The organism is Desulfosarcina sp. (assembly GCF_055467485.1).
Genome location: NZ_JBUOIV010000030.1, coordinates 40,257 through 63,674, shown reverse-complemented (window position 1 = coordinate 63,674; position 23,418 = coordinate 40,257). Strand labels below are relative to the sequence as shown.

Genomic DNA, 23,418 nt, shown 5'->3' with positions numbered 1-23,418 from the left:
AAAATATCTGGTGCTCTCCAACTACGCAAAATCCCGCTTAGTTGGCATGTATGTGCCGTCTATTTCAAACCGTGCATGATCTGACCCATCGCCGAAACCCTATCGGCACGTATGATATGGTAATCCCATGATGTGACAGCGCCGGCTGTAGTGAATCAGTCAGAGACTGAAAATTGATTCGGGAACCTGTCCACCGGCTACGTAATGTCCAAGTTGTTGATTTGGAATCATTTGCACAAAACCTACCGTAAACAGGAGTAGGGTGTGGTATTCCATCGAAATTTCTAAAGGCTCTTTTTCTGGCAATAGTCGGCATTCTCCTGGCAACCGCAGCGTTTGCACGCCCGCGTACGTATGTTAAAAATACAACCATCCGGGAAGAAAACTCAAAGGTTTGAAATCGGCCCTGGTTCTTCCCTATGCATTTTCAACGGACAGCATGGGTTTTACGATGGGTGCGGGCGGGTTACTCAAAGGGTACGGGCAAGAGCAGTTGCTTCTCGGGGCAACCGCTTTTGGCAGCTTCGACGATGCGGTAGGCTTGTTTCTCGGCATGTGGGATTACAGTCCGTCGTGGGCACAGCGTTTCTTTATAAGTGCCCAGGGAATGGTTGGCCATTATCCGAAACAACGGGCCTACTCCGCAACCTCTTATAAGCCAGGTACTGACCGGCCCGGCAGCAACGATTCGGATAAAGATGATTTTGCTGAAGAAAGCGGCTATGACAACTGGACCGATTTTAAGTTAGAGTATGTATTACCCATTGGCTCAGCCCCGAAAGACGGGTTATTTCACTACAAGTTAAAAGGGGGCATGCTGCAATCCGCCCCTGTGGGTGGCAATGTATGGAATCCTATCGAAAGCGGTGTGACCAATCTGCTTCTCAGACAGTTTAACCGATATCGGAGCTTTGAAACCGATGGAGGGGACATCGACGTCGATATATCTTGAACTTTCCGGTCAACAGTAATGATCGTTTCCCTGCGTTTATTCCCACCGTTTAATGGTTCAATTTTCTTCAGCCAGTATTTTTAAGATCGTCGCCCGGTCGGCATCGGGATTTCGGTTTAAAATGGCCGCCACGCGGCGGGCGGTGTAGGCGGTGGCGATGGAGGTGCCGGCATAGGTGCCCGGATCGCCCTTGTATCCCACCGGCAGGTCGGCCAGGCCCGGGGCGGACACGGCCACGAAATCACCGAAGTTGGACTGGTCCCATGCGTCACCGTTGGGGTTCAGCGCCCCCACGCCGATGACGTTGTCGTAAGCGGCCGGATAGACCGGGTTGCCCGTGGGGGAATTGCCTGCGGCGGCCACCAAAATCAATCCCTTGTCGGCGGCATAGCGAACGGCAGACGCCAGCAGTGTGCTGGACGTTTCCGACCCCCAACTCAGGCTCAGGACCCGGGAACCGTTTTCGATGGCGTAGTCGATGCCGCGCATCAGCGTGTAGGTGGAGGTAAATCCGTTGTCGTCAAACGCACGGATGGCAACCACCGGGCTGCCGGCGGGCGTATTCGATCCGGCTCCCAGGGGGTTGACCGCGCCTGCGGCAATCAGGGCCATCTGGGTGCCGTGGCCCAATTCGTCGCCGACTTCGGCGCCCGGTGAGACGGCATCGTAGGCCGCCTGAACGAAGGGGCTGTTTTCGTAATCAGAACGCAGGCCGCTGTCCATCACCGCTACCGAGGTTGCGCCGGCTGACGGGGGCGGCGACGGCGGGGGAGAGGCGGACCCCGCTGCCCGGGTTGTCTGACGGCCGCCTTCCAGGGGGTAGGCATGGTCCGGTTCGGCGGTTTGAACGCCCGGGTAGCCGGCGACCGTTTCGGCGATCGCCGGCACATCGCTGCCATGGGGCAAACGCAGGCGGACGATGCCCAACGGGGCGTATGCGTCGAGGATGCTGGCGCCCAGTTGATCCAGCAGCGCCGCCAGGGCGGCTTCCGTGACAGTTGGCGCCAGCCGCAGCAGCAGGATGTCCTTTACGTGATAGGTGCCGTCGCCATTGCTGACCACGGTCAGGTTTACCCCTTTCTTCAGCAGCCGGGCCCGTTCCTCCTGACCCTTGTAAAAGATTCGGATTTCCCAGAGCCGGGGCTCGCCGGCCACGGACGCCTTTTCTTTTCTCCAGATGAGGGCATAGTCGACGGATTTGAGAATGCTGGTCATGGCGGCGCCGATGGGCCGGTTCTTGAATGCCGCGGTGATTTCCGGATTGATGCGCGGATCGATCCGAATGCGAATGCCCTGGTCGGAAAGCAATTCCAGAATTTCCGAAAGGCGGGTATCCCTGGCCTGGAGGGTCAGCCGGTCGCCGTCGAGGCGCACAACGGGTTCCGCTGCCTGAAGGAGAAGCGGGTTCAGCACCAGGCAGAGCAGGATAAAGCAACGGATTGATTTGGTCGATTTCATATACGTATCCTCGCCTTTTAGGGGATGTCCGCGGCAGGCTTGGCTGCCTTGGGGATCTCTCTGGACGATTCCTCGACGGCGAATTCGGAAGCGCTCTGGACCAGCTTGAAGGGTGCTTTCAAGGTTCTTTCCATGATGTGGAGCACCCCCTCGCCGACCGCCGATGGTCTGATTGGTTTGACCTTGATGTCCGTCAACGGTCCCGTCAATTGAAGGGGGATGGTAATCAGGGAGCCGCCGGCGATGTAATTGATTATGGGTATTTTATTGACGATCCTGTCAATTGTCTTCAGCGGGGCCGCTAACAGCGTGATGTCCGCTTGCCGGGTATCCAGAGATATATGGCCCTGCCCGGTGATTTTTAACGAGTTGCCATCCAGAAGGATCTCTTCGAGCAGCACTTTCCCGCCATCGATTTGCGCTTTTACAGAGGCTTTCGTATAGCCGTATCCGTCTTCCGTGAGATCGGATCGCCCACCGGTGAACACTTCGGTAATGTTGAGGACGGAAAAGATTTTCATCAGCACATTTGAATACATAATCCTTCCATTGTCCGATGAGAATTCCACGTGCCCGGACAAATCTTGGACCGGGTTCTCACGGGTGGGCGGCAGGTCGATTGTACCGGTGAGGTCATACTGGGCAACGGCCTTGACCGGCCGGTTCCAGAGGCAGTTGGCCGTCTCCTGGAGTGACGCGCCCGTGGCCGTCGGGGTGATGTGCAGACTGACCCCCAGGGGTGAGAATCCCAACTTTCCTGTGGTGGAAATACCGCACAAGTCCGCCTGGTTGATCTGAACCTGGGTGTTGTCACCGTCCAAACGGATGTCCGACTGCACCTGGGACCAGGTAAACCCGCCGTAGGTGAAGTCGTTTGCCTTGACGTGAACCGCTCCCCGCAGAGTCATTGCCGATGCGGCCGTTGCTTTCTTTGACGTCTCCGCTTTATCTTTGTCCATGGAGAGGAGTATTCGGATCAGTTCCTCGTCCAGGCGGTCGGCGTCAACGTTGAGATCAATGGTCAGGTTGCCGTCGCTACGGTCCACCACCCCATCTATCGATAGCAGGCTGTTGCACACCGATACTTCCGAGGGTTCGATCTTCAGTCGGCCGCCGCTGCCGTCGATTGAAAATTGCCGAACGTCGATGGGAACCGGTACCAGACCGAGGAAATGCAACCCTTCGCCCGCCAGTTTTCCGGTAAATGAAGACTGCAGCGGCGCACTAGTGTTGATGGCAGCGCGAAAATCTCCCTCGAGGCGGCCGGTCAAGGTCTGGTTGTTTTCGAGAAGGTTGTCGGCGGTGCTCTTCTCCACGTTGCCGGAAAAATTGACCTCTATCCCATCGGCCTGTTTGCGGCCGGAGGCGGTTGCCCGTGAACTGCCGTCGGCGAACTGGATCCGTCGGATCTGCCAGTCCTGGGGGGAGGCAGTGAAATCAGCAAAGAGGTCGACGCCGCCGGCAGTCTTTACCCGCCCCATGAAAGACAGCATTCGGCTATTCGACCAGACGATGCTGACACCGGACAACTCCACCGGCGGCTTCATCTGCAGGTGCCTGGGGATGGGCAACAGGGTGCTCAGCCATGCGGTCGCTGCCGGTCCCATGGCCCCGTCGATGCGCAATGCTAAGGATTCAGGATTGATGATGCCTTTGGATTGGTATGAGTAAATAAAGGACCCGTCCAGGAATTTAACTGTTACGTTCGTTGCTCGTTCCCTGCCGGGAATATAGACGATCTGACCACCCGAGAGATTAACAGGAAAAGGCACCAAGGGACTGGTGAGTCGGATATGCTCCGGTGTACCGGCAATCTCGAACGTCCAGTTTTCCGGTTCCGTGAGTGGGCCGTTGATTTCCAGTCGATTTATTCGGGCGGTTCCGGCGGCCGCTTCGACATAATTCTTGGCCTTGTCCAGCCCCTTAAAACCGGTGAGCCACGTGTGCAGGGGGGCGGTATCGACTACTACCGAAGGGCTCGATATTGAGAGGGTCGATTCCTTTTCCCAGTCGATGGCGGCCTCCAGTTTTTTAAAGGTGGCGCCCTTGAAATGGCCGCTGATGTTTTTGAATGCCACGTGCTGGTCTTCGTAGATTACGTTGCCATCCATGCGTTCAAGATCGGCCTCGATGCCCGGAATGGTGACCAGACCCTGGGACAGGTAGCCCGCCGCTTTCATTTTTTTCAGATGCCATCCGCTTTCATCGATATCGAATCCGGCAAAATAGGTGGTATCGGTCAGGTGTCCCTCCCTGGCAACGGAAAAAGCCGTCCGGATCGCATCCAGGTCACCGGCGATGGCACGGGTGACCGTGTCGGCGACAGCCACATCCAGTCCGCTGGCGGCGGCACGCACCTCGAAAACGGATCGGCCTTCATTTTCCGCCGGCTTGAATGTGGCGGCGGCTGAGAGCTCCAGGGCCGGCTGGGCCGACCGCAGATTGTCTAAGGTCAGGGACAGGTTTCTGCCGGCATAGTCAACGGCACCTGAAATGGCGACCGTGTCCAGCTTCAGTTTCCGGTCCTTGCGCATGACCGTCAGGAAGGGAAACTGAAGGTCAAACCGGCCGTTTACCGTTTCAGGCCCGTCAACGGTGAAGGTGGCGCTGACCGTTGCATGGGTATCTTCGGTGGTGATGCCTCCGGGAAGGGATTCATGGAACAGCAGGGGACGCAGATTAATGTCGGTCAGGGTAATTTTCCCGCTGGCCTGCATGGTTTGAATGTCGGCGATGGCACTGAGGTCCAATCGGCCGGTAATATCTGATCGGCAGTGCAGATTCAGCGACAGGTCGCCATCCTCATTTACCACAGCGGCATCGATGCCGGTAATCCGAAAATTCGGTGCACCGGTGTACGCCAGGGTAAGTGTTCCCTCATCAATCTGCAGATCCGTTCCCGGATTGATGGCCGCCAGGGCACCAAAAAGGCCGCCGATGACGGTCTTAACGCCATCTTCAAGGGAGACGCCCCCCCTCCCTTTAGGCGAATCCGACGTTTTCATCGAGCCCGAACCCTTAAGGACCGTGACGTCGGGGTCAACCAGGGCAAGCCGGCGGATGCTGACCTGGCCTTTCAGGATGGGCAAGAGCCTGGGGTAGACCGACAACTCCTGCGCGGTGATATCGAATGCATCCTTTTTTTGCAAATGAATGCCCCGGGCTTTGAGGTGGGGCAGGGGAAGAAAGCTGATGTCCAGGCGGTCATAAAGTAGGGTGCCGCCGGTGGCTTGCGCGGTTTTGCTGATGATGAACGATTTCACCATGTCGCGGTTGGCCAGCAGGTGGGTGGTCAGGACGGCGGTCAGCAAGAGGGCCATGACGATGCCGGCGCAGATCAAACTGACCATGAAAAGCTTCCGGGTGCGACGCATCTATTGTCCTTCGGCTCGAGCTAAAAATTTACCCACCAGCATGGCAATGAGGATGGTCATGTACAACTGGCCGGTGATGGCGATGAGCATGGTCATGGACCGGGCCAGATGGGAGACCGGGGTTACGTCTCCATAGCCCAGGGTGGTCAGGGTCACGAAACTGAAGTACAGGTAATCGTTAAACTGCGGCACGCTTTGACCGGGGAAAATGATGGCCTGGCTTCCTGAAGAAAAAACATAGCGATGCACCACATCTGAAACGGCCAGCAACACCGCGCTGAGCACGCCTATCAGCAGGTATCCGTTAATGGAACTGAGTATGATGGTGGGGGTTACATTTTGGCTGCGGGCGATGTGACGGATCATCAATACCACGATGGCTGCCAGAAATAGAAACGTCGTGATGAAGTCGACCAGGAAGACCCCGTCATTTTCTACAAAATGGCCGAGCCAGGTGGTGGCTGCAGTTGCCGTTCCCAGCGGGAGCAGTATCTTTAACGATTTGGTGGAGAAATCCAGCGAGAAAATGCCAGAGAAAAAAATGGCCGTCAGAAGCAGGTCCCTGACCAGGGAATCCCTCTCCTTGAAAAGGGGGAACAGGATGATCAGGGCCAGCAGGCAGACCAGCAGGACAATATTGTTACGCGGCAGGTTTTTCAGTTTCATGGCGTTGGTTTTTCCGGCTCAGTGGCTGCCCATGATCTTTTCGAGGATGACTTTGGTGATCAGGTAGGTGGGCTTGACGCCCTCCCTGCCCATGGCTCCGGCGGCCAGGGTGCTTCCCGTTTTAATGGGATTGTCCGAGGCATAGTAGGCATAGCGCACCGGCATGTCTTCACGGGCGTTGCCCTTGATGATGGCCGCGCTGATCGCCCGCTGAAAATGGCCGCCCTCCATTTCCAGCCCGATGGTCTTCCAGTCCGACTGGAACTTCTCCAGCATGTCCCGATTCTGCAGCGAAGTGCCCAGAACGGTGACCATGGGGCCCACGAACACGCTCTCCGTATCGGGAAAATCCGATGGAGAGAGATCGTTGTCGATGCGGTAGTTGTCTGAGGTGCCTTCGAAAACGTGGGCCGTGGCCAGCATGATGTCCCCCTTGTCGCCGGTCAGGATACCGGCCTTGCCCATGATGGAGATGGAGCTGTAGTCAAAGGCGACCGTGGACCCGTTTCTGCTGTGGGATTCCAACAGATTCTCCATGATTTCGAAGGCCTGTGCCCCGAAGGCATAGTCGATTACCAGGATGACCGGGGCGCATTGCGCCGTTTCGGGCACGACGATGTTGAGCTCCGGATGCAGTTCCACCCCCTTCAACTGGCCGGTATCGATGATCTGGCAGTCGATGTGCGCGCCGGAGCGGTCCGGCAGTTCCCAGAAACCATGCGCCGCGGCGAAATGTTGGATGTCGTCCTGGTGTTGGCGCAGGTTATGGAAAAAGTCATACAGGTTGTCGCCGGGTGGCTGCCCGGCTTTGCGCAGTGCCGCATAGCCGTATATGGCGTTCAGAACACTGTGAAGGTTGGCGCTGACAATGTGGATGGGGCGCTGGTGCAGGTTCTGCCGGATCAACTGCTCCTTGATATCCGAGGCCCACTTTTTTTCGTACTCCTGCTGGCCGATGATGCGCATGAGCGATGGGGTCAGGTAGACGACGATGGCGTCGTTTCGGTTGGTTTTTTCGGCATCGATGCGCTGGCCCAGGCTGTGAATCAGGTGAAGCAGGCCGTTGTTGCTGCCATGGCTTTTTTTGTTGGCCTCCAGGCAGTGATACGTGTCCCGGGTTTCCCGGTAGGGCCGGCCCAAAATAATGCTCAGGCTCCACAGGGCCTGATCCAGAACGGCATCGGAGAACGGCTCTTGTTGGCGAACGGATTTGTCCAGTTCGCTCCATTCGATGGTGAGGCTGCCCGAATCGTCGGTCATGCGGCTGTGGATTTTGCGGGCCTCGACAACCAGAAAGGTCATATGGGTGAGAATGTCATATATCTCGCTGAGACCCCGGGTGATCACAAAACACATTTCGTTTTGCCCCACCCGGTAGCAGGTGCGCCGGCGCTTTAAGGGGATGATCGGCTTCAGCGCCTCGTTTTTAAACGGGTCCTCCTCGGTGAGGATGATGCGATTGCACTCTTCGATGCCTTTGGGCAGGCGATCGATGACGTATTCGAGACCTTTCAGTTCCACGATCCGGGGATCGTTCATGCTGCCGTAAATTTCCGGACTCAGGTTTCGCAGGCATTGCTCCAGCGCCTTGCCCATTTTCCCGCATGGACGATAGAAACCGCGGATAGCCGATGCGTCGGTCAGGGTTTTGAATTCTCGAATGGCATGACGGGCTTTCTGGGCTTTGGTGAACTCTCTCACGGGTCATCCTCCATTAGCTGGCTCTGGGCGGAAATGATCGTCATTTTATAGCATATCCGGGGATGGGTTGGATAGGTATAAACCAGTCGGCGGGAACCGTGATCGACGGGCGGCGCGGTCTTTGATCTTGCAGATCGGTCGTGGGGCTGGGTGCGGCCGAGCGCAGGCCCGGGTTGGATAACGCGCATTTCTCGATCCTGGACGGCTGCAGCGCGGCGCCGTTCACGGGCCGGAAAGCCAGGTTGTCAGTATCGATGCCAACCGACTGATGCAGGTGTTCAGGCAACCGCGATCAACGCACCGTCCATCGGGTGGGCCGGCGGCCTGAACGATAACTCAACCTGCACTACCGGACAACGGGTCACTCTGCCAGCGGAATCCAGCGCTTGATAATTGCCTGCATCGTTCCTTTCTGCATGGCCTGGTCGATGAAGGCGTTGGCCGCTTTAACCAGTTCGGAATCTCCTTTTTCGATTCCCCAGGCCAGATACTCCTCATTGAGCATGACCGGCAGGGGTTTAACACCATCGGCCTGGTGCTGGGCCGCCAGCATCAGCACATTGGGTGCATCGTGAATGAAGACATCGATGCGCCCGGCGACCAGGGCGTTAAGGGCTTCTCGCTGGTCTTCATAGGCAGCGATGGATTTGGCGCCGATATTTTTCTGCCTGGTGAACGACTCTCCCGTGGTCCCCTTGACCACCCCCATCCGCCAGGTAATGGACTGCGCCAGGACGGTTTCCGTATTCTTGATAAAATTATACTTTTGAAGATTTTTCACCAGTATCATCAGGCCTGCCTTGAAGTATGGCTTTGAAAAGGCGATTGCATACTGTCGCGCGGGAGTGACGGACATGCCGGACATGATGATGTCGGTGCGGTTGTCCAACAGTGCCGGTATCTGATCCTCCCATCGAACCTCGACGAAAACCGCCGTCTTTCCAAGATAGTCGGCCAGGGCCAGGGCCATATCGGCTTCCAGTCCATCGATCCGATCATCCTTTTTGAAAATCAACGGCGGCGAATCGGGTGAAACGCCCACCCGCAAAATGCCCGGATCGGCCTCGATGACCGGTGACGGTGGCGTGGCGCAGGCGCACAGAACCATGCTGCAAACCAAGATGATACCAAGCAGGTGGATAGATTTACGAAATATCGTTGTCATGCGTCAGTCCCTTTTTTTAGTGATCGTCAATGGTGTCGGGCGCACATGGGATGAACGGATGTACGCCCAAAGGCCTCCGGTTTACCCCTGCTTGCTGTTCGACATCAGGATACTACTTCAGATCCGACAGCCATGAGGGATCCTCGATCCATTTGATTTTCAGCCTGATCAACTCGTCGGACTCCCGCATGGTGTTGAGAAAATTGGTGGTCCAGTTGATCATTTGGGCGTCTCCAGGCGGCATGGCGATGCCCAGCGGTTCATAGGTGAACGGAGTGATCAGAGAGACCAATCCTTCGTTGGGGTGGCGAAGCAGCGACAGCACGCAGACATGATAATCGGCCACCAGGGCGTCGACTTTGTTGGAAAGAACCATATCGACGGCTTCATTGTAATCCTTGGCGGTGACCAGCCGGGCTTTGGGCATCATGGCTTCGACCAGATCTGCCGATGTGGAGCTTTCCAGAGCCGTGAAGGCAAATGCCTCGGAATTAAGCTTCGAGGTGTCTTCGGAGGTTACCAGAGACTTGAACTTGGTCAACAGGGCTTTTCCGGAGATGTGGTATGGACCGGCAAAGGCCACTTTCATGTTACGTTCGGGGGTGATGGTCATGCCTGAGATGACCATGTCGACTTCACCTGCTTCCAGTGCAGGCAGCAACTCGGAGAAGGGCCTGATAACCAGGCTCAGCTCGACGCCCATGGCCCTGGCCATATAGCTGGCCAGATCCACATCCAGGCCCATGGGCACGCCGGCTTTGTCCAGCATGTTCAGCGGCGGCATATTGGCTGCCGTGCCCACGCGAAGCACGCCGCTTTGGGCAATCCGGTCCAGGTTCGAGGTGGTCATGGGACCACTGTTGGTATGGGCACAGGCAGTGGTAAAAAGAAGAACGAGTACCAGCAAAAGATCATTTTTAAACCGTTTCATTGCTTTCCTCCTCAATATGGTAAGCGTTGGTTGAAATGAATCTGACGGTTTTCCTGACAACGTTTTATTTCCTCCAAACGGAGCAGATGGGCAACAATCCCTTGAGCATCTTGTTTTCGGCTTCTGGCACTTTCTGCTGGCGTAGTGCCCCTATTCACAAATACGATGGCATTTGATCGCCGATCCATCACGACTGGCCGCGTTGCTCGGCGCGTCAATAGCGCTGCTATTGGCGCTTTCCCGTCTTGCGATCCGGGCGCCTCGGCAATCTCGGTGCGTCATCGTATTTACGAACAGGTGCTCTCAGGGATGCTTCGCGCTTCAGGAGCCTTTCATTTCGCTCCTTCATGACCTTGCTGTCTACTCACCATTGCGGGCCACCCATTGGTCCAGGCGGATCGGCTCGACAATGCGGCAGGACATGGGCTTCCACTGACAGGCAGCGCTGACTTCAACCCCAGCTTGAATGATGGATACCGGCCGGTCCGATGAAACGACCACGACGATGATATCCGCGTGCTCGGCGGTAAATCGCAGGGCCGAGTTGTAGCGTGCTCCGCGGGCCCGGTTTTCGCCCGCGATAGCCCGCCCGTCAAGCAGGCAGGCAAACCCGTGCAGGTGCATGTCCGCGCCGATATGCAGGGCGCCGTCCACCTTGAAAAGAGATTTGGCCAGGTCGAGGATGGCCGGTTCCCGCAAGTCCAGGGGGCGGTCGAAGCACTGACCGGAAATGATCACCGGCGAAGGATTCAGGTCCAGGACGAGGGTGGCGCCGTGCTTCTGGTCTTCGGCCTGGTGAACCAGGGCGGCAATGATTTTCAAAACGCTGTTGCCGGTTTCCGGATCGAGGTCCGATTCCAGCAGCGCCTCTTCCAGGTGTACCAGGTTGGCCCGGCGGGTGGTTGACTGGTAGCAGCCGTCGGCAAAACTGCAAACCCTGTCGTCGACAACATTCAGAAATCCGTGCCCGCCCCTGAAATCGGCGGTAATGCTGAAATCGGGCAGGCGGTCGACGGCGATTCCGGCCACGCAGCGGCCGTCGGATACCAGTTTGAGGTTGGACCCCTCGACGGCGGCCAACAGCTTTCGCACGTGTTTGATGTTTCCCATGGTGGGCTGCTCGGACGGGGAGAAATAGGCCAAAAAAGGGATGTGGGCCAGTGCCTGGGGTTCCACAAAAACCAGATCCCCGCGCGGCCAGGCACCCTCTTCACGGGTTCGTGAGAGTTCCAGTACCGCATCCAGGATGGGGTAGATGCGCAGCCGGGTATCCCAGCCTAGCAAGACGTTCATGCGGTCGACCACATCGTCGCGAACGGCATGAGTGGCGTATTCCCTCAGAAAGCTGCCCGAGATGCCGGTGTAGAATGTGCTTTCACTGGCCATGTCGTGGGAAAACCGCCAGGCCGCGTGTTCCAGCCAGCGTTCGGTGGGCCCGATGCTGCACATGTCCGGATGATGTTCGGTAAACCACATCTGGAAGCAGACGGATCCGGATCGGCCACCATAGGAGATCAGTCCGGTCATTTGAAGGTTCTTTTCGGGTATGATGTGGCTGTATTTCAGGCTGCCGCGATGGATAGACGGACGGGTGCGCCATTCCTGGTTATCCACATATAATTCCTTCAGCCGGGGTTCGTGGCCGGAAAGAAGATTCTGGGGATCGAAGATAAACATGGGGCTGTCCGCTTCCATGGCAAACACCATGGCCGCCCGGCTGGGGCCCGAGAAGTGTGACAGGCCGTCACGAAGGCCGTCCAGGGTGTCGCCGATGCAGTGGCAGGTAAAGGTGTTGAGGGTCACGGTGGTGATCCGTAGGTTTTCTGATTCGGCAAAAGGACCATGCAAACCATCTGCCCAAATTCTTAGTCGACCCCATTGGTTTTGTCAATTGACTGCCGGACCGCTGCCGGCGGCACCCTTTGGAAACCGTTTTGCTGATAGGTTATACCCACCAGTGTGCCGTCGATGACTCCCCATTGCCTTCCCGTCCCCATTCCTTACAATTGACTTGGGGCGATTGGTCATTTAATTATATAGTGAGGGTGTTGAGCGAAGATTAAATTTTTTCGTAACCCCTTCCGCACGGTTCCAGTCCCCAACAACCACACGCGAGCGTCGAAGCCATGGGCAAAGAACTTAAGTATGCGGTATTGAGATGGATTGATTCGGAAGCCGGGATTGAAGACCTCGAGCCGGGCGAATTCCATAAGACCGTTGACTGGCCGAGAATTCTTCCGTTTGTCGTGCTGCATCTGGCCTGCCTGGGTGTCCTGTGGGTCGGATGGAGCCCGGTGGCCGTGTGGAGCTCCCTTCTCCTCTACCTGGTGCGCATGTTCGCCATCACCGGCTTTTACCACCGTTATTTTGCCCACAAAGCCTTCAAGGTCGGAAGAGTCTGGCAATTCGTCTTTGCCGTGTTGGGCAACGCGTCGGCCCAGCGGGGGCCGCTGTGGTGGGCGGGTCATCATCGTCATCACCATCGTTTCGTGGATACGGAAAAGGATGTTCACTCCCCCTCCCAGCACGGTTTCTGGTGGAGCCATATGGGATGGCTGACCTCCCGCGCCAACTTTGCGACGCCCTACCGATATGTCAACGAGTGGACCCGCTTTCCCGAACTGGTTTGGCTCAACCGTTTCGACACGATGGTTCCCGTTTCGCTGGTTTTCTGCCTTTACCTGATCGGTGCCCTTTTGGAGCGGGTGGCCCCGCACCTGGGAACCAGCGGCGGCCAGATGGTCGTCTGGGGGTTTTTTATCTCCACCGTGGTGCTCTTTCACGCCACCTGCACGATCAACAGCCTGGACCACATGTTCGGCACCCGGCGTTTCGACACCCCGGATACCAGTCGCAACAATGCACTTTTAGCCCTGATCACCCTGGGAGAAGGATGGCACAACAACCATCACCACTACGCGGTGTCGGCCCGCCAGGGCTTTCGCTGGTGGGAAATCGACATCACCTATTTGCTGCTGAAGCTATTGGAAGGGGTCGGCATCGTTCGGGATTTGCGACCGCTGCCTGAAAGGCTCCGCTCCGGATAAATCGGCCTAAGGCCGGTCCTTTGCCTTCCGCTTCAGCCGGGGAGAATCGTTTATGCGCATCGCCATTGTCGGCACCGGCATTTCCGGGATGACATCCGGTTACCTGCTGAGCGAAGATCACGAGGTGACGGTCTATGAGGCCAAAAGCACCATCGGCGGCCATACCGCCACCGTGGATGTTCATTCAAACGGCCGCAATTGGCCGGTGGACACCGGCTTCATCGTCTTCAACCACAAGACCTATCCCCACTTCACGCGGCTGATGGATCATCTGGGGGTGGCCTCTCAGCCCTCGGTGATGAGTTTCAGCTTCCAGGATCCCAAGAGCGGGCTGGTGTTCTGCCCCACCACTTTCAATTCATTGTTCGTCCAGCGCAAGAATCTGTTGCGTCCTGATTTTTACCGCATGCTGTTCGATGCCTGGCGTTTCCGGCGCGGGGCCCGCAAGCTCCTAGTATCAAGAGATGACCAGATCACCCTGGAGACTTACCTTGCCGCCCATCACTACAGTACTGGCTTCATCGACCATTTTCTGATCCCCATGGGTGCGGCCATCTGGTCGGCGGGTCCGGGTGCGTTCCGGCAGTTTCCGGCGCGCTACTTTATCGAATTTTTTGAAAACCACGGCTTTCTGAACATTTCCGATCAGCCTCAATGGCGGGTCATCAAGGGAGGCTCCCGGACTTACATCGGGCCCATCACCCGGCCATTCGCCGACCGCATTCGACTGAACCGGCCGGTGTCGGCGGTCACCCGGTCGCCGGACAAGGTGAGCATAAAGACTGTCGACGGGTGCGTCGACGACTTCGATCACGTGGTGATTGCCACCCACTCCGATCAGGCACTGGCCATGTTGACCGACCCAACGGTCAACGAACGCGACGTGTTGGGCCGCATCGGCTACCAGGAGAACCAGGTGGTGCTGCACACCGATACATCGGTGCTGCCTTCCAAGCGGCAGGCATGGGCCAGCTGGAACTACCTGACTCCCGAACGGGCATCGGACCGGGTGGCCCTGACCTACAACATGAACATGCTGCAAACCCTGGATGCCCATGAGACCTTCTGCGTCTCCCTGAACATCGGCGAACGCATCGATCCGGCCAAGGTCATTCGCCATTTCGTCTATCACCATCCGATTTACACACCTGACAGCCTGGCCGCCCGCCGCCGGCACGCTGAGATCAGTGGCGTGAACCGTACGTCTTTTTGCGGGGCCTATTGGGGATACGGGTTTCACGAAGACGGGGTCAACAGCGCACTGGCGGTGTGCCGCGCTTTTGGAAAGGATCTGCCATGAACAGCGCCATCTACCGGGGCAGCATCCGTCACCGCCGCTTTACGCCGGTTGTCAATGCCTTCCAGTACCGCATTTTCTTCATGTTTCTGGACCTTGCGGAAATGTCGCGGGCGTTGGCCATTCACCCGTTGTGGTCGGTCGACCGCGTGAATCTGGCCTATTTCCGGCGGCGGGACCATTTCGGCGATGTCAAGATCCCGTTGGATCGGGCGATACGGGACCGCGTCGAAGAAAAAACCGGCCTGCGGCCATCGGGACCCATTCGCGTGCTCACCCACCTGCGCTACTTCGGCCACTGCTTCAACCCGGTGACATTCTATTTCCTTTACGGCGGCAGCGACAGCTGCCTGGAGACCATTGTGGCCGAGATCACCAACACGCCCTGGGGGGAGCGCCACCTTTACGTTCTGGATGATGCAAACAACATCCATCCGGATCGCAAGTGGCGCCGGTTCCGTTTTTCGAAGGCCTTTCACATTTCGCCCTACATGCCCATGGAGATCGATTACGACTGGCGGTTTTCGGTTCCGGGGGACCGCCTTAATGTGCATCTGATGAATTTCAAAGACGGCAAGCGGGTTTTCGACGCCACCCTGAGCCTGTCCCGGATGCCGATGACCAGGCAGAATCTGACCCGGTTGTTGATTCTTTACCCGGCCATGACTGTCAAGGTCGTCGCCATGATCTATTGGCAGGCACTCAAACTGAAGCTCAAACAAACCCCATTTTATGACCACCCCGGTCGGAAGCTGCGTGTGAAATGATATAGGAGGTGTCAGTATGACCACAACAACCATTGTACCCAAAAAGAAAAGTCTGTCCATTTCCGGCCCTGTGCGTTCCATCAATGGCGTCGGACGCCGTCTCGTGCTGGCAATGCTGGAAAAGATTCAATTTGGCCGGCTGACTCTGAAAGACGGCCGAACGGTGAAAACCTTCGGCCGCAAGACCCCTGAATTCGACCTGTCGGCCACCATCCAGGTTCACCGGGAGGATTTTTACCGTTTCTGCGCCTTTGGCGGCAGCATCGGTGCGGGCGAAGCATTCATGCTCGGATACTGGACGTCCGCGGACCTGACCGCCGTGATGCGCATCATCGTCCGGAATCACCAGGTGTTCGGAGAGATGGATCAGGGCTGGACCATGCTCTCGCGTCCCGTCAACCAGATCTTTCACCTGATGCGCAGGAACACGCCTACCGGCAGCCGCGAGAACATCATGGCCCATTACGACCTGGGAAACGATTTCTACCGATTGTTTCTGGACGAGACCATGACTTACTCCAGCGGCATCTTCGAGACGCCGGCGAGTTCGCTGAAGGCGGCATCGATCGCCAAATACGACCGCCTGTGCCGAAAGCTGGATCTGGGCCCCGACGATCACGTGCTGGAGATCGGCACCGGATGGGGCGGGTTTGCCCTTCACGCAGCAGAAAAATACGGGTGTGAAGTCACCACCACCACTATTTCCCAACAGCAGTACGACTTTGCCAAAGCGAAAATTGAGGCGGCAGGACTATCCAGGCGCATCCATCTGCTGAAATCCGACTACCGCGAGCTGACCGGCCAATACGACAAACTGGTTTCCATCGAGATGATCGAAGCCGTGGGCCACCAGTACTACGATACCTTTTTCCAGGCCTGCGCCGGATATCTCAAGGATGACGGCCTCATGGCCATCCAGGCCATCACCATCGCCGACTACGCATTTGAACAGCACAAAAATTCGGTCGATTTCATCAAACGCTACATTTTTCCGGGCAGCTGCATCCCCTCGGTGACGGCACTGCTCGAAGCCATGTCCCGGTCAAGCGATCTGCGGCTGTTCCATATGGAGGACATTACCCCCCATTATGCGACCACGCTGCGGATGTGGCGGGAACGTTTCTTCGAAAACCTCGACCAGGTCCGCGAACTGGGCTTCGAAGATGCGTTCATCCGCATGTGGGACTATTATCTGAGCTACTGCGAAGGGGGGTTTCTGGAACGGTACATCGGCAACGTCCAGATGGTATTTTCCAAACCGCATATTCGGAGGCTTCCCCGCATTTGAGAGGGTGGATTGTGCAAAAATTTTTGAAAACCCAACAATTTTCTTGATTTCTCCTATGGTGGTGTTATTATTGCGTCAATCGAAGGTCCGTTTCAGTTTGGCGGGCCGGTTTCGTTATGAAGGTGTTGGTCATGTTCGTCCAGTGGCACCCTTTATGTATGAAGCAAGAGAATTTTTTTGAAAGGAGGGTGCCAGCATGATTAACGGCGTAGTAAAGTGGTTCAACAGCAGCAAAGGCTACGGCTTCATTGAGCAGGAAGATGGGCCGGATGTGTTCGTCCATCATTCAGGTATCAATTCAAGCGGTTTCCGATCTCTCAACGAAGGCGACCGGGTCACTTTCGAGATCGTTCAGGGTCCCAAGGGGCCGTCCGCATCCAACGTGACGGTTGTCTAAGGTTTCGGCCTGAACCAAAATTAAAAAAGGGGGTATGCGCGATGCAACCGCATACCCCCTTTTTTGTAAGTATACCAGATGAGAAATTACATAAGAAAAGAGAGAGATTGATGCCAGGGAGGAACAGAAGCGTTTAAATTGAAGCAAGCCGGTCGCGGCGGAGCTAAGGTATGATGATAGTCATCCGTCAGTTCCTAAAAAATCTCGATCGAGCTCCTGGCGAACGGCCCTGGCGATTTTTTCAAGGGTATACGGCTTTCTCACATAAGGGCCGGCACCGAGCCGTTGGCATTCCTGGACCCGTCCAGATTCGGAATACCCGCTGGCGATGACGGCTTTCTGACGGGGGTGCGATTTGATAATCTGGGGGTAGGCCTCGCAACCATCCATGCCCGGATCCATTATCATGTCCAACAAAAGCAAATCCGCTTGATGGGTCTGCATATAGGCAACGGCGTTTTCTCCGCTGGATGCCGTAGCCACCGAATACCCCAATTGTGTCAATATCATCGTGGCAATTTCCCATTGGCTCTCCACATCATCCACCACCAATACGGACTCGCCTCGACCGCGATATTCGTCGATAAACGGGCTGGCGGCCTTGTCCGCCAATTCTTTACGGGAGATGGGGAAATCGAGCATCAAACGCGTGCCCTTCTCCTGACTGCTGCGAACGTCAATATATCCATTGTGGTCTTTTACGGTACCCCACACAACCGTCATACCCAAGCCGGTGCCAGACCGGCCCATGATCTTTTTGGTAAAAAAGGGATCGAATATCTGATCTTTGTCCTCCGGTGAGATACCCACACCAGTATCGGAGACGCTTAGCAGGACATAATCGCCTTCTTCAATCGTGTCGTAGCCTGCGATGGGTACTTCAACATAAATGTTTTGTTATGAAATCAGAACTTTACCATTATTTTCGATCGCCTCGGCAGCGTTGGAAACCAGGTTCATCACTGTTTTGGACAAGTGGATACCCGAGCCGTAGATATTGAATACATTCGTCTCGAGGTCGGTTTCAATGCTGACATCAGGATGAAACTCTTTTCGTTTTTCAAATTCAGGCGAGTCAAGGTACTCCAAAATGATCTGGTTAAGATTGACCATGACTTTAACCGCAGCCCCTCTTCTGGCCAGGGTCAACAAATCTTCTACAATGGCTGCCGCTTTCAGACCTGATTCCTTTAGCTTGGAAATCGACTTGCGGTAGGGACTGTCTGGCGACAACTGCATCAGGATTAAATCAGGGTAGCTGACAACTCCGGTAAGAATATTGTTCAGATCATGCGCAACGCCACCGGCCAGGGTTCCGATCGCCTCCATTTTCTGCGCACGCTGGAGTTTAGCTTCCAGAATTTTCCGTTCTGCATCGGCCCGTTTTTTATCGCTGATATCCCTGAAAATACTGCGTATAGACACAATCTCGCCATTTACACAGTGACAGCTGACATTCCCCTCTACGGAAATGGGCCTGCCATCTTTGGTAATAAACATGACTTGCATATTTTCCATGGGATTGCCGGAAAAGATCGTTTCAAAACTGGTCTTGCAATGGTCCATATAATCCGGGTGGATAATATCCCATAGGGTAAGTTGTGGGAGGTCTTCCGTGGTGTAACCAAGCGTGTCGATCCATTTTTTGTTGACATGCTCAAATCGACCGTCGGATGTCACTCTATGAATGAGCACATTGGCATTTTCGAATAGATCCCGATAACGCTCTTCCGCGCTGGTGGGAAGCAATTGGCCATGCCGGTGTTGAGCCACGGCCCACGTTCCGCACCGTGCTGGATGAAACACGTGCAGGGTTGAGAAATTGCACCCGACAGCACCTGATGATGGTCGGGCTTGTTATTTCGGGTGGCGTTGCAACAATTGAATTGGTAGTGGAACTTTTGCCAAGGGGTTACGAAAATATCGTTAAACCGTGCAATCGAACGCTTTTACTTATTGTAAAACCATGGAACAGGGAGGTTTCGAGGTTAACCGCCTAACTATAAATGGCGTGGCAGGCAGGCCATATGATCCTGCGATAAGATTACACCCCGCCGAATCGTGCGCATCGCTTGTCACGCCGCCAAACGGCAGAAATGCAAACCAATTGCAAATCGCATGGGGTCAATCGGCTTTGACCCGGCGCTTCGGTCATTTACCCGCCGTCGCTTTTTTCAAGAGGTAATGAGACACCAACCATTCCTCTCCATCGGCGTATCCCCACAGTTCACTGCAGGCCATGAAAAAGATCCGCCAGCGCTGAAACCACATCGCCGCATCCTTTTGGCCGTAAATGTCCGTCATGATCGGCATGATTGCATCTTTTCTGCTGTCCATGTTGGCCAGCCAGGCATCGGCGGTTTTGCGGTAGTGGCTGCCGTTGACCCGCCAGTGTTTTTCCACAACGAGATGCCGTTGAAAATTGAATAACAGGTCATCCGAGGGCATCATCCCGCCAGTAAAAAAATACCGGCCCATCCAGTTGTCGTAGCCCTGGGTGTCGAATGGATAGGCGTAACGGCGGTGGGTGAAGATGTGAATGAACACCCGACCCCGGTCTTTGAGCCAGGCGTCGATCCGTGACAGGAGCAACTCCCAGTTGCGCATGTGTTCGAACATCTCCACGGACAGAACCCGATCGAAGCGCCGGTCGGTTGAAAATTGGTTCATGTCGGCGGTGATCACCTGAACATTGGAAAGTCCCCGTTCACGGCAGCGGCGTTCGATGAAACGTCGCTGGGAAGCGGAGTTCGAAACCGCCGTGATGCGGCTGTTGGGGTAGTTGGCAGCATTCCACAAGGTCAGTGACCCCCATCCGCAGCCCAGTTCCAGAATGTCCATGCCGTCTGCCAATCCGGCCCGTTCGGCGGTGATCGCCAGCATGTCTGCCTCTGACCGGTCCAGGGATGTGATGCCGGGATTCCAGAAGCCACTGCTGTATTTGAGGTGTTTTCCCAGCACCTGTTCGAAAAAGGGTGCCGGCAACTCGTAATGCTGCGCATTGGCCTCGTCCGTGGAGAGCGCCACCGGACTTGTTCCCATCGTTTTTATGAACTCGGCGATCGCCTGCAAGCGGTCGCCGCCATGTCTCTCGGATTCCTGATTGAGGCGCAGCCTGTTCAACCGGCGGATACCTATCCGGATCAATGCATCGGGAAGCCATGCCCGGTCGGCCAGATCGATAAGCGACTTCATGTGACCTCCTTTCTGGGGGGGCGCGGAAAAAAGGTGCTGGTTTTTTTTATGTAGTCCGCATAGCCGGGGCGTCGGGACTTGAGGGCCGCCTCGGTCAGGGGCACACCGGTCATTTTGAGGAGCACCACGGAAATGATAAGCGGACTGACAATGGTCCACCAGCTGCCCGGTGTCGCCAGGGCCACCAGGAAAAAGCCCCACCAAATCAAGAACTCACCGAAATAGTTGGGGTGGCGACTCCAGGCCCACAGCCCTTGGTCCATGACCCGACCGCGGTTTTCAGGATTGGCCTTGAACCGGGCCAGCTGCCAGTCCCCGACCGACTCGAAAACAAAACCAGCCGCCCACACCAGAGTGCCGAAAATGTCCAGCGCGGTGAATCGGGACGGCTCTGCGGATAACTGCGCTTTCTGTAACACCAGAGAGATGAACCAGAGAAAGACCGCCTGCAGCCAGAACACCTTGAAGAGGCTGACCAACCAGAAGCGCTGTCCACTTTTCTCGCGCCACTGGCCGTAGCGGTGATCTTCCGCGTGGCCCCAGTTGCGCCAGGTCAGATAGCCGGCGAGACGCAAGCCCCAGCCGGCGGTCAGGATCAGAATCAGCAGGCTGCGACCGGTGAACCCGTCACCCGTCCAATAGGTGACCCCGGCCACCAGCACGAATCCCAGGCCCCACAGACTGTCCACGATGGTGACATTCTGACGCAAAACACTGAAAACCCATCCCACAGTCATCATTGCGGCAACGGTGGCCAGGTTGATCATCGGTATAGTGATCCAGTTCTCCATGGTCATCGTCTTTATCCGATCGTTTCTGTGGGTTTCAGCGGGTCAATAACGATATGGCCGGCCTGTCGCCGGTCGATGGCCGACCGGATACGTCCATGAATGTCTCCGCTGATGGGGTAGTAAAGGGCAATTGCGATGGCCAGCAGGTTGCAAACCGAAGGCACCAGGGCATAGAGAACACGAAGGGCAAGGCGCACCGTGTCACTCTGAGGAACGTTGGGCGTATAACCGGCGGCGCCGAGAACGGCCAGACCCACGCCAACGCCCACGGCGGCAGCCAGTTTTTTGGCGATGGACCACAGCCCGACATACTGGCCTTCCCGGCGGCGGCCCGTTCGAAGCTCATCGTAATCGATCACATCCGCCTGGATGGCAGAGGGGAGGGCCAGGGTGGCGCCGAACCCGATGCCGGACACCACCACCAAAATCCCGTAAATGGCTGTGTCACCCGGGCCCAGGAAATATACGCCGATGAATGCTCCGGTGTTGACCGCCATGGATGCAATCCAGGTCTCCTTTCTGCCGAAGCGGTGCGCCAGGCGGACCCAGACCGGAAGGAGGAGGATACCGGTCACGAAGTAGAGCATGAGAAATACGTCCGCCTGGCTTGAACCGAGCACATACTGAACGTAGTAAAGGATCAGTGTCGCCGGCAGGTTGCTGCCGATGGCGCTGATGGTATAGGCCGCCAACAGGATCATGAACGGCCGGTTCTTGAAAACGGTTCGAAGGTCTCGCCAGCCCACTGCCGATGCAACGGTGGGAACATACTCCCGCTCGCGCACGACCCTGACGCACCATCCGCACATGCCCACGATCAGTGGGGCGTAGATCACCGAAATCCAGAAAAACTGACTGCGTTGGCCGGCCGCATCGTCACCGGTCTGGAAGATGGCCTGCACCAGCGCCGGAGATGCCGCGGCGGCCAGTGTGCCCGCGATCAGAAAACCGTCCCGCCAGGCAAACAAGGCCGTTCTCGCATTGTAGTCGTAGGTAATTTCAGGGCCCAGCGACTCATAGGGAACCGTGACCAGGGTCCAGAACAAAAACAGCGCGTATATCCAAAAGGCAAACCAGAGTGTGCTCCAGGTGACCGATACCTCGGGGGGATTGAACAGAAAAATCAGGGCGACGGCGATCAGCACCGAGCCTGCCAGCATATAGGGCCTGCGGCGGCCGAATCGGGAACGCGTCCGGTCGGACAGGGTTCCCATAAGCGGATCCGTCACAGCATCGAAAAGGCGTACGCCGAACAGCAAAAGGCCCGCCAGGCCGATATCGATGCCCACCACGTCCGTATAGAACTTGGGAATATAAACATAGACCGGTATGCCGATAATCGCCAGGGCAAAGGCCGGCATCGCATAAGCCAAACGCGTTGTGAAGGATGCAGTTTGCATGGCTCAACCGTCCAGGCCCAGCAGGGCGTTTTTGAATTGCCGGTCATAGGGATTTTTCCCGAGCCACAGGGAGAAAATGGCCGCTGCAAAATCCGCACCCTCGATCACTCCGATGGGCCTGCCGTTTAAGGCCAGTTCCGTGCCGGCACCGGGGATATAGGTCAGGGCGTAGCGATCACCGGGCTGGACATCCACATATAGGCTGTTGTGGTAGTCGATTCGTGGTCGCAGCCGTTCGATCTCCACCGCGTCAAGGTTTTCCGACAACCCCTTGTAGGTGGCCGGTCCAAAGTCCTCGCCTTTGAGTGAATAAAAATACTCAATTTCCAGTCGCTTGGGCGTGTCGGAAAGGACCGCTTCTGGCGCAATCCCGGGTGGGGCGTACAGCGCGCCCGCGTAGGCCTTGATAAAACGCAGGTATCTGAGCACGCCGGCGCCCTTGATCTCCAGGGTCTGTCGGTCAACCACCACTTGCTTGGCGAAAACCACGTTTTCAACTTCGGTTGCGCCTGCCGGGGGTGCAAGCAAGAGGGTCATCACCAGCGCATAAGCAAATCGCATTTTGAGTAAATCGTCGATTTTCATCCGGTCACCTCATTTTCAGGATCGCATCATCACCTTCATATCAACACTGTCACCTAATAATGATCAGCCGGCAAGGATATTTCAATACGATTAGAATCGGTGGCCATTGATAGGATGAAACTGCCACTTAGATCGAGCCGCGGGCGGGTTGCGCTTAACCCGTCGGGGATCACGACGGCCCGGCCAAAGCGACCATCGTGAAAAGGCAATGGCGGGCCGGGTTGGATACAACGCATTGACATGGATATAAATTTGTGGTCATCCTGTACCATTGGGTTCTATGGTCCATGGAAGGGTGCCGTTGCGTCAAAGGCGCTTCCCTATCCTTAGCAGTCCGCCGCAGCCGCTTATCCTGTCAACCCTATAGCAAAACCGAATCACGGACTGCCGTGAGGCGGCTTCAA

20 protein-coding genes are annotated in these 23,418 nt (G+C 56.2%); 6 read left to right on the top strand and 14 right to left on the bottom strand.

The window, feature by feature from the left end; genetic code table 11:
* Positions 1-159: 159 nt before the first annotated feature.
* A complete protein-coding gene (locus ACZCED_RS15000; RefSeq protein ID WP_464861117.1) occupies positions 160-306 on the bottom strand; it encodes a hypothetical protein in 147 nt (48 codons plus the stop codon).
* Positions 307-394: 88 nt separating this feature from the next.
* Here ACZCED_RS15000 and ACZCED_RS14995 point away from each other — a divergent pair, with 88 nt between their 5' ends.
* On the top strand, positions 395-952 hold the full coding sequence (locus ACZCED_RS14995; protein ID WP_464861116.1) for a hypothetical protein: 558 nt from the start codon (positions 395-397) through the stop codon (positions 950-952).
* 57 nt (positions 953-1,009) lie between these two features.
* On the opposite strand, the gene ACZCED_RS14990 is transcribed toward ACZCED_RS14995, so the two are convergent.
* From ACZCED_RS14990 to ACZCED_RS14960, 7 genes are all read right to left on the bottom strand, one after another.
* A complete protein-coding gene (locus tag ACZCED_RS14990; RefSeq protein WP_462968710.1) occupies positions 1,010-2,410 on the bottom strand; it encodes a S8 family peptidase in 1,401 nt (466 codons plus the stop codon).
* A 17-nt stretch (positions 2,411-2,427) separates the two neighbouring features.
* Complete coding sequence (locus tag ACZCED_RS14985; RefSeq protein ID WP_462968709.1) at positions 2,428-5,760, bottom strand: hypothetical protein; 3,333 nt, start codon at positions 5,758-5,760, stop codon at positions 2,428-2,430.
* A 24-nt stretch (positions 5,761-5,784) separates the two neighbouring features.
* Positions 5,785-6,450 (bottom strand): DUF1345 domain-containing protein, encoded by a 666-nt coding sequence (locus ACZCED_RS14980; RefSeq protein WP_462968708.1) that lies wholly within the window; start codon positions 6,448-6,450, stop codon positions 5,785-5,787.
* Between the two features lie 18 nt (positions 6,451-6,468).
* A complete protein-coding gene (locus tag ACZCED_RS14975) occupies positions 6,469-8,151 on the bottom strand; it encodes a DUF6909 family protein (RefSeq protein ID WP_462968707.1) in 1,683 nt (560 codons plus the stop codon).
* Between the two features lie 361 nt (positions 8,152-8,512).
* Positions 8,513-9,316, bottom strand: a complete 804-nt coding sequence (locus tag ACZCED_RS14970) for an ABC transporter substrate-binding protein (protein ID WP_462968706.1) — start codon at positions 9,314-9,316, stop codon at positions 8,513-8,515.
* 112 nt (positions 9,317-9,428) lie between these two features.
* Positions 9,429-10,247, bottom strand: a complete 819-nt coding sequence (locus ACZCED_RS14965) for a transporter substrate-binding domain-containing protein (RefSeq protein ID WP_464861115.1) — start codon at positions 10,245-10,247, stop codon at positions 9,429-9,431.
* A gap of 360 nt (positions 10,248-10,607) precedes the next feature.
* Positions 10,608-12,050 carry a DNA integrity scanning protein DisA nucleotide-binding domain protein gene (locus tag ACZCED_RS14960; protein WP_464861114.1) on the bottom strand — a complete coding sequence of 481 codons (1,443 nt, stop codon included), beginning with the start codon at positions 12,048-12,050 and terminating at the stop codon, positions 10,608-10,610.
* A gap of 323 nt (positions 12,051-12,373) precedes the next feature.
* Here ACZCED_RS14960 and ACZCED_RS14955 point away from each other — a divergent pair, with 323 nt between their 5' ends.
* The 5 genes from ACZCED_RS14955 (at position 12,374) to ACZCED_RS14935 (ending at position 17,043) form a co-directional block, all read left to right on the top strand.
* Positions 12,374-13,294: an acyl-CoA desaturase gene (locus ACZCED_RS14955; protein WP_462968703.1), complete on the top strand. Its 921-nt coding sequence runs from the start codon at positions 12,374-12,376 to the stop codon at positions 13,292-13,294.
* Between the two features lie 52 nt (positions 13,295-13,346).
* Positions 13,347-14,594, top strand: coding sequence for an NAD(P)/FAD-dependent oxidoreductase (locus ACZCED_RS14950; protein ID WP_462968702.1), 1,248 nt, complete (start codon positions 13,347-13,349; stop codon positions 14,592-14,594).
* Positions 14,591-15,358 carry a DUF1365 domain-containing protein gene (locus ACZCED_RS14945; RefSeq protein ID WP_462968701.1) on the top strand — a complete coding sequence of 256 codons (768 nt, stop codon included), beginning with the start codon at positions 14,591-14,593 and terminating at the stop codon, positions 15,356-15,358. The genes ACZCED_RS14950 and ACZCED_RS14945 overlap by 4 nt, the downstream gene beginning before the upstream one ends.
* A gap of 16 nt (positions 15,359-15,374) precedes the next feature.
* Positions 15,375-16,646, top strand: a complete 1,272-nt coding sequence (locus ACZCED_RS14940) for a class I SAM-dependent methyltransferase (RefSeq protein WP_464861113.1) — start codon at positions 15,375-15,377, stop codon at positions 16,644-16,646.
* A gap of 196 nt (positions 16,647-16,842) precedes the next feature.
* The gene (locus ACZCED_RS14935) at positions 16,843-17,043 is read left to right on the top strand and encodes a cold-shock protein (RefSeq protein WP_372681713.1); all 201 of its coding nucleotides are present in this window, start codon (positions 16,843-16,845) and stop codon (positions 17,041-17,043) included.
* 180 nt (positions 17,044-17,223) lie between these two features.
* Here ACZCED_RS14935 and ACZCED_RS14930 read toward each other — a convergent pair whose 3' ends face one another.
* The 6 genes from ACZCED_RS14930 to ACZCED_RS14905 form a co-directional block, all read right to left on the bottom strand.
* Positions 17,224-17,898 (bottom strand): response regulator, encoded by a 675-nt coding sequence (locus ACZCED_RS14930; RefSeq protein WP_462968713.1) that lies wholly within the window; start codon positions 17,896-17,898, stop codon positions 17,224-17,226.
* A gap of 42 nt (positions 17,899-17,940) precedes the next feature.
* Positions 17,941-18,816 (bottom strand): PAS domain S-box protein, encoded by an 876-nt coding sequence (locus ACZCED_RS14925; protein WP_464861112.1) that lies wholly within the window; start codon positions 18,814-18,816, stop codon positions 17,941-17,943.
* A 378-nt stretch (positions 18,817-19,194) separates the two neighbouring features.
* Positions 19,195-20,238 carry an SAM-dependent methyltransferase gene (locus tag ACZCED_RS14920; protein ID WP_464861111.1) on the bottom strand — a complete coding sequence of 348 codons (1,044 nt, stop codon included), beginning with the start codon at positions 20,236-20,238 and terminating at the stop codon, positions 19,195-19,197.
* Complete coding sequence (locus tag ACZCED_RS14915; RefSeq protein WP_462968696.1) at positions 20,235-21,035, bottom strand: DUF1295 domain-containing protein; 801 nt, start codon at positions 21,033-21,035, stop codon at positions 20,235-20,237. The genes ACZCED_RS14920 and ACZCED_RS14915 overlap by 4 nt, the downstream gene beginning before the upstream one ends.
* Before the next feature lie 5 nt (positions 21,036-21,040).
* Positions 21,041-22,429 (bottom strand): MFS transporter, encoded by a 1,389-nt coding sequence (locus ACZCED_RS14910; RefSeq protein WP_464861110.1) that lies wholly within the window; start codon positions 22,427-22,429, stop codon positions 21,041-21,043.
* 3 nt (positions 22,430-22,432) lie between these two features.
* On the bottom strand, positions 22,433-23,014 hold the full coding sequence (locus ACZCED_RS14905; RefSeq protein ID WP_462968694.1) for a chalcone isomerase family protein: 582 nt from the start codon (positions 23,012-23,014) through the stop codon (positions 22,433-22,435).
* Between the last annotated feature and the right edge of the window lie 404 nt (positions 23,015-23,418).